The 12,258-nt window shown below is 69.1% G+C and carries 12 protein-coding genes; 2 read left to right on the top strand and 10 right to left on the bottom strand.

Annotated elements, in window-relative coordinates; genetic code table 11:
* Positions 1-61 precede the first annotated feature (61 nt).
* Entirely contained in the window at positions 62-1,012 is a 951-nt protein-coding gene (locus tag ACFY1H_RS35950; protein ID WP_366585721.1) for a LysR substrate-binding domain-containing protein, read from the top strand.
* On the opposite strand, the gene ACFY1H_RS35945 is transcribed toward ACFY1H_RS35950, so the two are convergent.
* The 9 genes from ACFY1H_RS35945 to ACFY1H_RS35905 all read right to left on the bottom strand — a co-directional run bounded on the left by ACFY1H_RS35945 (position 996) and on the right by ACFY1H_RS35905 (position 9,342).
* A complete protein-coding gene (locus ACFY1H_RS35945; protein ID WP_366585719.1) occupies positions 996-1,538 on the bottom strand; it encodes a flavin reductase family protein in 543 nt (180 codons plus the stop codon). The two genes, ACFY1H_RS35950 and ACFY1H_RS35945, sit on opposite strands and share 17 nt — an antisense overlap.
* Positions 1,539-1,910: 372 nt before the next feature.
* On the bottom strand, positions 1,911-3,116 hold the full coding sequence (locus tag ACFY1H_RS35940; protein WP_386953956.1) for an MFS transporter: 1,206 nt from the start codon (positions 3,114-3,116) through the stop codon (positions 1,911-1,913).
* A gap of 202 nt (positions 3,117-3,318) precedes the next feature.
* A complete protein-coding gene (locus ACFY1H_RS35935) occupies positions 3,319-3,789 on the bottom strand; it encodes a flavin reductase family protein (protein WP_386954289.1) in 471 nt (156 codons plus the stop codon).
* A 65-nt stretch (positions 3,790-3,854) separates the two neighbouring features.
* Positions 3,855-4,199, bottom strand: coding sequence for a cupin domain-containing protein (locus ACFY1H_RS35930; protein WP_386953953.1), 345 nt, complete (start codon positions 4,197-4,199; stop codon positions 3,855-3,857).
* Positions 4,196-5,632, bottom strand: coding sequence for a 4-hydroxyphenylacetate 3-hydroxylase N-terminal domain-containing protein (locus tag ACFY1H_RS35925; RefSeq protein ID WP_366585711.1), 1,437 nt, complete (start codon positions 5,630-5,632; stop codon positions 4,196-4,198). The genes ACFY1H_RS35930 and ACFY1H_RS35925 overlap by 4 nt, the downstream gene beginning before the upstream one ends.
* Complete coding sequence (locus ACFY1H_RS35920; protein ID WP_386953950.1) at positions 5,632-6,297, bottom strand: DUF2848 family protein; 666 nt, start codon at positions 6,295-6,297, stop codon at positions 5,632-5,634. The genes ACFY1H_RS35925 and ACFY1H_RS35920 overlap by 1 nt, the downstream gene beginning before the upstream one ends.
* Positions 6,298-6,316: 19 nt before the next feature.
* The gene (locus ACFY1H_RS35915; protein ID WP_386953947.1) at positions 6,317-7,039 is read right to left on the bottom strand and encodes an alpha/beta fold hydrolase; all 723 of its coding nucleotides are present in this window, start codon (positions 7,037-7,039) and stop codon (positions 6,317-6,319) included.
* A gap of 106 nt (positions 7,040-7,145) precedes the next feature.
* Entirely contained in the window at positions 7,146-8,123 is a 978-nt protein-coding gene (locus ACFY1H_RS35910) for a helix-turn-helix domain-containing protein (RefSeq protein WP_386953945.1), read from the bottom strand.
* Positions 8,124-8,268: 145 nt separating this feature from the next.
* Positions 8,269-9,342: an SGNH/GDSL hydrolase family protein gene (locus tag ACFY1H_RS35905; protein ID WP_386953942.1), complete on the bottom strand. Its 1,074-nt coding sequence runs from the start codon at positions 9,340-9,342 to the stop codon at positions 8,269-8,271.
* A gap of 130 nt (positions 9,343-9,472) precedes the next feature.
* Here ACFY1H_RS35905 and ACFY1H_RS35900 point away from each other — a divergent pair, with 130 nt between their 5' ends.
* On the top strand, positions 9,473-10,066 hold the full coding sequence (locus ACFY1H_RS35900; RefSeq protein WP_366585701.1) for a phosphoribosylanthranilate isomerase: 594 nt from the start codon (positions 9,473-9,475) through the stop codon (positions 10,064-10,066).
* Positions 10,067-10,114: 48 nt separating this feature from the next.
* Here ACFY1H_RS35900 and ACFY1H_RS35895 read toward each other — a convergent pair whose 3' ends face one another.
* On the bottom strand, positions 10,115-12,037 hold the full coding sequence (locus ACFY1H_RS35895; protein ID WP_386953940.1) for a LamG-like jellyroll fold domain-containing protein: 1,923 nt from the start codon (positions 12,035-12,037) through the stop codon (positions 10,115-10,117).
* Positions 12,038-12,258 lie beyond the last annotated feature (221 nt).

Raw genomic sequence — 12,258 nt, 5'->3', positions numbered from 1 at the left:
CTATGCCTGACAAATGCCAAAGCCTTAAGTTGATATGTGCATATGGCTATAGTCGCTCGATATGACCCCTCGTGAGCTGCCGCGACTGCTCGACGGCCGGATGAAGTTCCGCCACCTGGTGCTGCTCGACGCCATCGCGCGGCGCGGCACGATCGTCGGCGCGGCCGCCGAGCTGCACGTGACCCAGCCCGTGGCGACGCGCGGGCTACGGGAGCTGGAGGAGATCCTGGAGGTCGAGCTGTTCCAGCGCGGCCCGCGCGGCCTCACGCCGACCGTGTACGGCGAGGCCTTCACCGAGCACGCGCGCGCGATCCTCGCCCAGGCCCGCCAGGCCGCCCGCCACGTGGTGGAGCTGGCGGGCGCCGAACGCGGCACCGTGGTGGTGGGGACGCACCTGTTCGGCTCGAACGTGCTGCTCCCGAGGGCCATCGCGGCGTTGAAGGCGGAGCGGCCGAACCTCACCGTGGCCGTGCGCGACGGGACGCCCGAGTCGCTGCTGGTGGAGCTGAGCGCGGGCCGGCTCGACCTGATCGTCGGACGGCTCACGCAGATCTCCGACGAGGGCTTCCTGCGCCGCAAGCTCTACGACGAGTCCGTGGTCCTCGTGGTCCGCGCCGCGCACCCGCTGGCCGGTGCGAAGACCGTGGACCTCGCGACGGTAGCCGAGTACCCGTGGATCCTGCCCGGTCCGGAGACGGCGTTGCGGCGTGAGCTGGAGGAGCTGTTCCACAACAACGACGTGCTCCTGCCCGCCAACCGCGTCGAGGCGACCTCGTTCCTCACCGTGCGCCAGCTGTTGCGCGACACCGACGTCGTGGCCGCGCTGCCGCGCCTGATCACCGAGGAGGACCCCGGGATCGCGCGCCTGCCGCTGTCGCTCGAACCGATCGGCCACAGCGTCGGCATCACCATGCCCGCCGCCGGCACGCCCACTCCGTCGGCGAGCGCGCTCATCGACAAGCTCGTGGCCGAGGCCGTCCAGGTGACCCGCCGCTTCAGCCCTGCTTCGTGACCCGCGGACGCTGCTCGCCCAGGTCGTGATAGGCCGACTTGTGCCACACCAGCGGCTGCAGGTCCTCCCGCGACGTCGACCCGTAGTCCAACGACTCGCCCACGAAAATCGTGTGGTCCCCGCCGTCGTACGCGGCCCATTTCCGGCACACGAACCACGCCAGCGCACCGCCCACCGTGGGACACCCGTGGTACACGTCCATCTCCACGTCCACCGCCACACTCCACGGCTGGCGCGCGTAGAAATCGGCGATCGCCCCCTGGTCGTTCCCCAGGATGCTCAGCCCGAAGTGCCCATCCGTGCCCTGCAGCAACTGATGCATCCGCCCCGGCTTGTTCACACTCACCGCACACAACGGCGGATCCAGCGACACCGACGCGAACGAACTCGCCGTCATCCCGTGCACCCCACCGTCCCCATCCACAACGGTCACCACCGACACACCACTCGGGAAGTGCCGCAACGCCCGCCGAAACTTCAACGCGTGCGGATCGGTGGGGGCGTAGGTGCTGCGCGGTGTTCCCACGGACGTCCTCCTCGACGTAAGCCGCTTCTGACCAGCGGTGATTGGTGCATCCATCGTCGCTGGCGGAGCCATACCCGTCCAATGCCGATCCGGGCGTCGGGCATGTCTGAACGGTCATACTCGCTTTGAGTCAGCGTCGGTGGCTGTGGCGCGTTTGCTGATCCTGCGCGGCCTGTCGGATGCTCGGCACCGGTTACGCCGTGGTCTTGGAGGGGATCTTCCCCGTTCGCGCGCTTCGGGGAGATGCTGCGGGATTTGGTCTCGGACCACGGTGGGCTGGTGTCGGTTTGTTTCTTTGCCGTGCCGTTCCCGGAGATTGTCCGTCGGCACGCGACTCTTCCTCAGGCTGTCGAGTTCACTCCGGACCAAGAGTCAAACCCCAGATTCCACCACCACCCCCACCACCCGAGAATCCCGATTCCTCCTCCACAGCACAACAGCACACCCGATCGCCACGACAGCCGGAACCGCGGCCAGCAGCAAAATCGACCCGGCCGACAAAGCCAGCGCCAGCAGCAACCCAGCCCCCGCCGGACCCACGACAGACCCGAGCCGACCCAGCGCAGCAGACCAGCCGACACCGGTGGTACGAGCATCAACGTCATACAACGCAACAGCAAGCGCCGTCTGCCCGATGTGCCCCGCGATGATCCCAACCCCGGCAACCGTAAGCACAAGCAACAGCGCCACACCAGACAATCGCGCCAGCCCGGCAACGATCATGAAAACCACGCCCAGCGCTGGAAGCACCACCAGTGCACGCATGATCCCGATCCGAGCAGCCACCGGAATCAGCACCAGCCCGCCGATGATCCCTCCCAAGCTGACGAACGCGAGCCCCAGCGGCGCTTGCGTGCGGGTGAACCCATAGCTCGTCAGCAGAGTCGGCGCCCATGAGATCAGCGTGTACGACGAGGCGAACACCAGAAACGAGTACGCCCACAACAGCCCGGTATTCGCCCGCAACTCCGTTCCGAACAGCCGCAAAACCGAAGCCCCACGCGGAGAAACAGCGACCGCGACCGCAGGCGGCAACCCCACGAGCATCGCCGCGAACACCAGAACCGTCGCGCCGCCGGCGAGCCAGAAGACACCCGTCGGCCCCAGTCCGGTGATCAGCTTGCCACCGAAGAAGCCGCCGAGGGTCGCGCCAGCCGCAAGACCCAGCGTGACCGACACAGACACCCGCGAGCGGTACACCGGAGCGAAATGTTCGACCGCAAACGACACCGCAGCAGGCAACACCGCGCCGAGACCGAGGCCCGACACCAGGCGCATCACGGCCAGCAACGCCATGGAGTGCGCCGGCAACACCATCGCCGTTAGCACCGTGCCGACGGCGAACACCCCGACGCCCGTCAACAGCACCGGCCGGCGGCCGAAGCGCGCGCACAGCCGCCCCGCGGCGAGGTAACCGACGACCGTGCCGACGTTCGTGGCCACGATCGCCAGGGTGAACGCCGCGGCCGTCGAGTGCCACTCGTGTGCCAGTGAAGGGATGGAAAACGACAGCGCGGCCGTGTCGAAACCGTCGACGAGAACCGCGAAGAAGGACAGGACCAGAGCTCTGAACCGCACAATGCCTCCGAACGACCAGGCCCCCCTGGCGACCGAAAACCCCCGCGAAAAACCTCAGGACTCCGGCGCGTTGTGCTGCTCCCACAACGCAAACCGGTGCGGTTCACTCAGCCCACAGGTCGTGAACGTGCGATACGGAAACGGCTCCACCCAGCGACGGTAGATCAGTTCCGTCCGCACCACCAGCCAGGGTCGTCCGGCCTCAGAAGAACCACGGCACCGGCTCATGACCCCGATCTACCACGTCACTGAACCGCCCGCCGAGGAACCCCAGCGGCTCTCCGTCCCGTGAGCACACCTTCAGCACCTCGCCGATCACCACCTCGTGATCCCCAGCCGTCAACAACCGGTGGACCGAGCACTCCAAGTGCACCAGGGCATCCGGAATCACCGGCACCGCATGTGCCCCCGTCTTCACCGGCAGGCCCGAGAAATGGTCCTCGCCGCGACGAGCGAAGCGAAGGGCGAGTTGCTCCTGCCGAGTCGACAGCACATTCAGCGCGAAACGGCCCGCCGAGACCACCGCCTCGGTAGTGCGAGCACCAGTCGTCAAGCACACCAGCACCAAAGGCGGAGACAGGGACACCGAAGTAAGCGAATTCACCGTCATTCCATGGGGAACCCCGTCGAATACGGTGGTCACCACCGCGACTCCAGTGGCAAACCGGCCCATCGTCGTCCGCATGGCCAACGCGTCAACGGGGCCGGATCCGGGAGTGCAGTCGGGAGGCATGGTGGTCATGCGCGGTAACGGACCTCGAACGTGAGCACACCCTCCTCGGTGTGCCAGGGGCCGTGGGGCATGCCCGGGGGGCGGCAGGCGTACATGCCGGCGGTGAAGGTCTGCCCGAGGGTGAGGTCGGTGAACGAGCCCTCGAGGATGTAGACCTCCTCCCAGAAGTCGTGGGACTGGACGCCCATCGGGGAGGAGTCGGCGCCCGGGGCGTAGCGGAGGATGCGGGTGGCGACACCGGAGGCCGGGTCCGTGGACAGCACGCGTTCGGTGATGCGCGGGTCGTCGCCCTTGCAGATGGTGAAGTCCACGTCGGTCACGGGGAAGAACTCGCGTTCGGGTTTGCTCATTGGCTGTCCTCGGAGTAGCCGGCCAGGAAACGGTCCACTTCGGACAGCGGGCCGTCGAAGCCGTAGTTGCGGAAGGAGTAGCCCTTCACCACGAAGGGCGCGCCGGCGTAGAAGAGTTCGTACTGGTGGTGGCGGCCGGCGAATTCGCTGCCGACGGCGTCCCACGCGAGTTTGAAGAGCTTGACGCGGTCGGCGGCCGGGGTGCCGGGGCTGTAGATGTAGCGGTCGATGTCCGCGCGGGTTTCCGGGGTGGTCATGTCGGCGACGCTGGAGGGGACCTGCAGCACGCCGCCGCCGACGAGGTCGCGGAGGATGGCCAGCACGCGGGGGTACAGCTCCGACTGCAGGCCCATGGCACCGTACAGCGCGCGGCTGCCCGGGCGCCAGAGGCCGGCCGAGTCCGGCGATGCCGTGTACTCGGCGGCCAGCACGGCAGACTCCACAAGGGACACCAGGCTGGCCAGCTCGCCGAGTTTCTCCACGACACCGGGGAACTTGTCGACACCGTTGACCGCCGCGACCTTGCGCGCCAGGCCGGCCAGGAACTGCAGCTTCACCGAGAACCGGATCTGCGCCTGCCAGTTGCCCAGCACGTGCGCGCCCGTCGCGAAGAACTGGTTGCGGACGCCGGCGACGTCGCGGTAGACGAACACGCGGTCCCACGGCACGAACACGTCGTCGAAGATCAGCAACGCGTCGGTCTCGTCGAAGCGCGTCGTGAGCGGGTAGTCGTAGTGGCTCGTCGCGGCGGGCGCGTACGGGCGGCGGCAGTAGAGCTTGAGGCCCTCGGTGTCCACGGGCAGCACGAAGCTGAGCGCGAAATCCGTGTCCTCCGGCGTCAGCGGCTTGATGCACGACACGAGGATCTCGTCGGCGACCGGACCGCCCGTGGCCAGCATCTGCGCACCCCGCACCACGATGCCGTCGGCGCGCTCCTCGGCGACGCCGACCTGCACCAGATCGCCGTCCCACGCGCTCGCCGTGGTGGCGCGCGAAACCTGCGGCGGGATGATCGCGTACGACAGGTACAGATCCTCCTCGACGACACGCTTCTGGAACGCCGTCACGTTCGCCGCGTAGTCGCCGAACACGTCCGGGTGCGACGCGAACGCGGCGAGGAACGCGCCGACGTGGTCAGGACTGCGGCCCACCCAGCCGTGGGTGTGGCGCGCCCAGGTGGTGGCGGCCTCGCGGAACGCCGTGAGGTCCTCGCGGCTGCGCGGCGCGGTGAACAGCCGGTTCACCACGTCGCCGTCCGGGCCCGGCCGCGTCATGCCGGACGCGGGGTCGGCGGCGAGGTCGAACAGCTCCGACACGGTCTTCGCGATCGGCGCGAACGCCGGGTGCCGCGCCACACCGTCCACGCGCTTGCCGTCGAGGTAGACGCGCCGTCCGTCGTCGAGGGCGCTCAGGTACTGCGATCCGGTGCGCATCAAGCCTTCCTTCGCTGGGTTTCGTACACATGGGTCAGGGTTTCGCCGCCGGGCAGCCGCAGGTCGACGCGCCAGCGCGAACCAAAGACGAACTTCCCGCCGAGCAAGGAAAGCGTGCCGCAGAACAGCACGAGGTCACCGCCGTCGTCCAGCCCGGCCGGCATCCGGCCGAGCGTGTCCGAGGGGTGGCGCAGCGTCGCGACACTGCCGCTCTGATAAGCCGCAGAGTCCACACCGGACTCCACGACCAGGCCATCCCAGTCCACAACGGACAGGTCGGGCCCGATCTCCACCACCCGCGAGCCCAGCGGCTTCGGGCATGCGGCCTTGCTCTGCGCGATGTCGACACGTTCGAGCTCCCGGTCGGTGTGATCGGAGCCGACGCCGAGGTAGTACCGCCCGTCGTGACGGATCACCACGGGCTCGACCTCCCCCGACGTCGTCGCCGAACCCACCTCTACCAACGGTGAAGTGGTCAACAGTCCGGGCGAGAGCACGTAATACGCCGGCACACTCGCCGGCCGCGGCACGCCGATCGCCGCGAGCTCGGCGATGTGGTGCTCCACCGCGGCCTCGTCCTTCGCGGTGTAGCCCGCCACCACGATCCGCTCCGGCGCGATCACGAACGTCGCGCCGGAGCCGACCACCGTCAATTCGATCGTCACTTCACTCCTCAAAGGACGGTCAGTCCCGCCCCGCCTCGATGAACTTGCGCGCTGTCAGCTCGGGGTTCGCCAGCAGCACCTCGTGGCTGCCCTCCATGCCGACGAGCCGGAACATCACGAGCCGGTTGGACAGCCGCGGGTGCCGCCCCCATTCGCCCTGCGTGATGTCGTTGTCCTCGGACGGCGCCAAGTAGCTGAACGCCTGCGGCACCTTGTCCCAGCCCGTCATGTCCGCTGGGTCGGTGAAGGCGCTCCACGGCTGCGGGCGTAACACGTCGTACACGCGCTTCGCCTCCTCCGCCGAGGCATCGCCGTAGAACGCGTCGCGCCACACGGGGAACGGCAGCACCACGCCACCGTCGGTGCGTTCGTCGTAGCTCGCCTGCAGCGCGGCGACGAGGTGCGGCGGGATCTCGTCGACGAGCGCCCGGCCGTGCGCCGGCACGAAGGCGGCGAAGTAGACCAGCCGCCGCATCCGTTTGGGCAGCTCGATCGCCACGCGGGAGATCACGTACCCGCCCCAGCTGTGCCCGACCAGCACGACGTCGGTCAGGTCGTGCTCCCGGATGTAGTCGACGATCGGCTGCGCGGCGCCGCGCAGGTCGACGTGCTTGTCGTCGTTCTCGCCGAGGCCGCCGGCCGTCGGGGTGTGGACCTCGTGGCCCGCGTCCTCCAAGTGCTTGCGGACGGGGTCCCACAGTTCCCCGAAGTGCCACGCCCCGTGCACCAGTACGAATCGCATCCGCCGCTCCGTTCTCGCCGATGAGTGCGTACGGCACATGCTGCTGTCGGCGAGCGGGAAGGACTATCGGCGAAGCGACGCGCGAGCATCGGATTCGCGCAAACCGTCAGCGGCGGCCCAGCACGGCCGACGGCGTGACCCCGAAGCGCGCCTTGAACTGCGTGGCGAACTCGCCCAGGTGGAAGTAGCCGCATTCCGCCGCGACGCCCGTCACGGTCGTGGTCCCCGGCTCACCCGCCGCCAGCAGCCGGCGGGCCCGGTCGAGCCGCTGCCCCCGCAGCCACTGGCCGGGCGTCGTGTCGAGGTCCCGGCGGAACCCGGCCTGCAGGCTGCGCAGGCTCGTCCCGCTCTGCCGCGCGACCTCCGACAGGCTGATCGGCTCGGCGAGGTGGTCGAGCAGGTACTCCATCGCCCGCCGCACCTGCGCCGACGGCACCCGCGCGGGTTCGGCTTCCTCCTCGCGCAGCTGCGTGAGCAGGAACGACTCGATCACCAGCTCGCCCAGCTGCTGCCCGACCTCCGGCCGCGCGACGCTGGGCCCCAGCGTCGGCAGGCTGACCACGCTCTCCAGCAGCCGGTACAGGAACGCGGGCTGCTCCGGCAGCGACAGCGAGAGATCCACCGGCCCGACCGTCGCGACCCCGCGGATCCGGCGGGCCGTGCTCTCGACCCAGCGCCGGTCCATCCGCACGATCAGCTGGTCGAACGCGCTGTCGATGTCCAGCTTGAACTCCCGGTACGGCCCCACGATCGCGGGCCGCCCCGGCGCGAGCTCCGCGGTGTCGCGCCCGTAGGTGAACTTCGCGGACCCGGCGACGGGCAGCGTCAGCAGGAAGTTGTCCTCTTCGGGCACGGCGGGCGCGACCGTCACGTCGGCCCCGTAGCGCAGGCGGTTGAGCGAGATCGGGCCCGCCGAGAGGTGCTCCAACCGGGTCGCCAGCCGCGCCCGGCGCGAATGCACCACGAGCCGATGCGGCCGCAACGCCTGTGTACAGGCCTGCGTGACCTCGTCGGGATCACCGCTGGACGCGAGCACCTGCTGCGACACGTCGGCCAGGCCGGCCGCGAGCTGCGCTGCTGTCATGCCGCCTCCCGGTGCGTTGTCCCTCAGGACAACATCCCGGCTCGCCGTTGTCCAGCGGACCCGAGAAGCGGGCGCGGCGATGCCACCGTCACGAATCAGTGCGGCCGGACCGAGTGGCCGGACGGCACCGGCGCACCCGCGTCACTCAAGCCGAAACGACCTCGAGCTCCGCCGCGGCGATGTCGGCCGCACCGGCCGCGTTGGGGTGGAACGCGTCGTTCATCAGGCCCGCGTCCGCGGCGGCGGCGTAGCTGCCCCAGCGGTCGAAGAGATCGAGCACCGGGACGCCGTGGGCATTGGCCACGGCGTACACGGCGTCGCGGTACGGCGACAGGTCGACCCAGTCCGGGTCGCCGGGGATCTGGGCCTCGAGGACGACGTCGCAGATGTTCTCCAATGCGGACACCATCGTGTCGAGGTTGGCCGCGTACCGGTCCGGCGCGATGAACGTCTGCTCGTTGGCGTCGTTCGTCATCAACGCGATCAGGGCGAGGTCCGGCGCCCACGCCACCACGTGGTTCAGCGCCGAATACGCCGCGCCACCGGCAACCCAGTCCTCGGTGGTCGACATCGAGATGCCGAAGTCGCTGATCGTGATGCCGTCGGCTGCTTCGAGCCCGATGCTGCCGACGCGCAGCTCACCGGCCTCGCCGGCCACGGTGACCGTGACGGTGTGGCGTCCGGCGGCCAGCTTGGGAAGCGCGACGAGGTGCGTCGCCAGGCCGGCCGCACCGCTGACCCGGATCGGGCCGGGCTCGCCATCGTCGAGCGCGATCGTGCACTCGCGCGAGTCCAGCGTGGTGATGACGCGGGCGAGGTAGTCGCCGGCCTCCGCGACGAAAGCGGTGAGCGAGACGGCGCCGCCGCTCGTCGCGGACGAGGCGAACGTGGTCAGCGCGCCGGGCGCGAACTCGGACCAGGACCCGGTGAACGTCAGCCGGGAATCGGCCGTCATGGTGCGCGGGTTCAGGATCACCGAGGCGCCCCGCACCGGGAAGCCCCGGGCCGCCAGCATGCCGCCCATCACCACCGGCGGCGACTGCGTGGCGGGCTGGAGTCCCTGACCGGCGCTGATGGAGTCGCCGATCTTCGCGTACCTGGCCGAACCGGTTCCGGCGACGGCGGCCGCCCGCTTCCAGCGCCAGCGCCGGATCGAGGCCGCAGTCATCCCGGACAGCTGCCGGCCGTCGTCGGATCCACCGGGGTGCGCCGTGACCATCGTGCGAGCTCCTTCGTCGGGCGGAAGTCGACCCATAATCACATCCGCGCCGCCACGCGGGTGTCCGATCCGTCACGTTGGTGATGCGAGTGCGCGCGTGATGCCCGCCCGTCACCGTTAGGGTCGGGGCGTGTTCGTGAAGATCTGCGGCCTGAAGACGGCGGCCGACGTGACGTGCGCGGTCGAAGCGGGAGCCGACGCCGTGGGGTTCCTGCTGTGCGAGAGCCCGCGGCAGGTCACCCGCGCCGAGGCGGCGCAGCTCGCGGCCGGTGTGCCCGGCGAGGTGCTCACGGTCGGGGTGTTCAAGGGTGTGGCCGTGCGGGAGATCCGCGACGCCGTGGCCGAGACCGGGATCCGGGCCGTCCAGCTGCACGGCTCCGGGTACTCACCGGCCGACTTCGCGGCGTTGCGCGATCTGCCCGTGCGGCTGATCCGGGCCGCGGCACTGCGCTCCGGAGAGATCCCGGCCGTCGGCGAATACGGCGAAGACCTGCTCCTGCTCGACTCCCCCAACGCCGGCTCCGGCGAGACGTGGGACTGGTCGGCCAAGACGCCCGACGGCGACTGGCTGCTGGCCGGCGGCCTCACCCCGGACAACGTGGCCGACGCCGTCGCCACCGTCCGCCCGTGGGGAGTGGACGTCTCCAGCGGCGTCGAGTCCTCCCGCGGCGTCAAGGACCAGGCGCTGATTCGAGCTTTCCTCAGCGCCGCAAGGAGTTCCTGACCGCGGACGACAGCGGGTGGGCGCCGATGACCACCCGCTGCCGGCGGATCAGTGGGTCATGAACTCGTCCAGGCGCAGCGCCCGGTTGACGATGCGGACGTCACCGATCCAGCCGTGGAACACGTTGTCGATCGCGCCGCCGTACTCGTGGCCGCCGAGCAGCCAGGTGAGGCCGAGCGAGGCGATGCCGACCGAGTCGGTGAACGGGTTGTCGGCCACCAGCGAGCTTTCGATGTACGCCTTGGTGTGGTGACCGTCGTTGACCACCGCGAGGTGCCACCACTGATCCTCGGGCATGCCGTGGCTCCAGTTGGTGGTCGGGTAGGTCTGGCTGAGCGGGTAGCAGTTGAACTGCAGTTCACGACCGTTGTTCGTGGTCATGAGCTGGGCCACCGGCTCCTTGGGGTCGGTGTTCTTGCCGTGCTTGCCCGCGTCGCCGGCCGCGCCGCGGCGGACCAGCACCGGCATGTTGCCGTTGTTACCGCCGTCCCAGTCGCGCGGGATCTTCACGAACGTCTCGATCGTGTAGCCCTGCTTGAACGTCTCGGTGTTCAGCGCCGCCTTCGCCGCGGTGGTGAGGTACGCGCCGTGCAGCGGGTTCTTGCCGCCGACGAAGCGCAGGCTGGCGTGGCCCGGCTGGTCGGGGTGGTGGTCGTCGGACCAGGTCAGCGCGCCGGGAACGGTGCCGGGCACCGAGGCCAGCGTGAGGTCGTTGCCGTTGCCGGACAGGTCCTTGACCTTCTGGGTCGTGGTGACCGGGCTGCCGGCGGCGGCGTGGTTGCCGTCGAAGCGCCAATACGCGAGCGTGCCGGGCAGCAGGACCTTGTTGGCCCCGCGAGCCGCGCGCGTCTTCACCGGGATGAAGCCGGAGAAGCGCTGCTCGAAGTCGAACGGCATCGAGAACCGGTCGACGGCGGTGGTCAGCCGCGACTCCATGACCTCGAGGCGGTTGCGCTTGGCCGGGTCCTTCTCCAGGATCCACGGCGAGATCGTCTCGACGTCGATGGTGTTGCGCTCGAGGTCGAAGTGGTACAGGCGCAGCATGCCGCCACCGCTCATGTAGCGGTTCTGGTAGTTCGTGATGTGCAGGTGCACGTCGTTGCCGGCCGTGTTCTTCTTCGTGATGCGGCCCGAGGGCCAGTAGTGGCCGTTGAGCGTGAGGAAGATCTGGTCGTTGTCCTTGATCAGCGAGTTCCACACCGTCTGGCCGTAGTCGGTGATCTCGGCGTTGTTCTCGGGGTCGCCCGACTCGTACGGGTACACCTCGTCGCCGTAGGTCGGCGCGACGATCTCGTGGCAGGTCAGGATCACCGGCATCTTCGGGTGCGCCTTGATGACCTGGTTCGCCCACGCGAACCCGGCGGCCGACGTCCGCCAGTCCATGGCCAGCAGCAGCCAGTCACGCCCGGCCGCGTGGAACGTGTGCGCGGTGTTGTAGCCGCTGGCGTCCGAGCCGACGAACGACTTCTGGCCCTTGAAGCGCTGCGGGCCCATCGCCTGCAGGTACGGCGTGTTGCCGCGGGTGTCGTCCCCGGAAACGTCGTGGTTGCCGGCGAGCACGCTGTAGGCGACGTTCGCCTTGTCGAGGATCTTGAACGTCTTGTCCACGGCCTGGAAAGACGTGACGTCGGCGTCCTGCGTGACGTCACCGAGGTGCGCCATGAACACGATGTTGTTGTTCGGCGTGCCGCTGTTCTCGATCACGTACCGGAACGAGGCTTCCTGCGGCTCCGGGTTGATGCTGTTCTGGCTGCCCCAGTAGAGGTACTGGGTGTCCGGCATCACGGCGACGGTGAACTGGAGGCTGTCGCCGTCCGGGTTCCATCTGCCGGTGCCTCTGTTGGCGGTGTTCGCGGTGTCGGCCTGGGCCGGTGCGACGCCGAGCGCACCCAGCGCCGTGGCGCCGACGCCGGCGAGTCCCGCGTTGCGCAGGAAGGACCGTCGGTTCGGGCCCACCTGGTTTTCGCGCATGGTCTACCCCATTCAGGTTTCCAGGGAGAATTCTTCAGCGCCCCGGACGCTATTCACGGCTGTTTGAGCCAACACGAACACCAGGTGGCCTGTTCACGTCGGCTCCCTTACGTCGCGCGCCCTTGAGACGCAGGTCACGGCCGGTGGGCCTGGCGGGCAACGGGTCTGCCCTTTCGTTTTCGACAATTCCTGTCTCGTCCGGGGGCATTTCCCGCCGGTTG

The organism is Amycolatopsis sp. NPDC001319 (assembly GCF_042896185.1).
Lineage (GTDB): Bacteria > Actinomycetota > Actinomycetes > Mycobacteriales > Pseudonocardiaceae > Amycolatopsis.
This window is presented reverse-complemented; position numbering and strand designations above follow the sequence as displayed.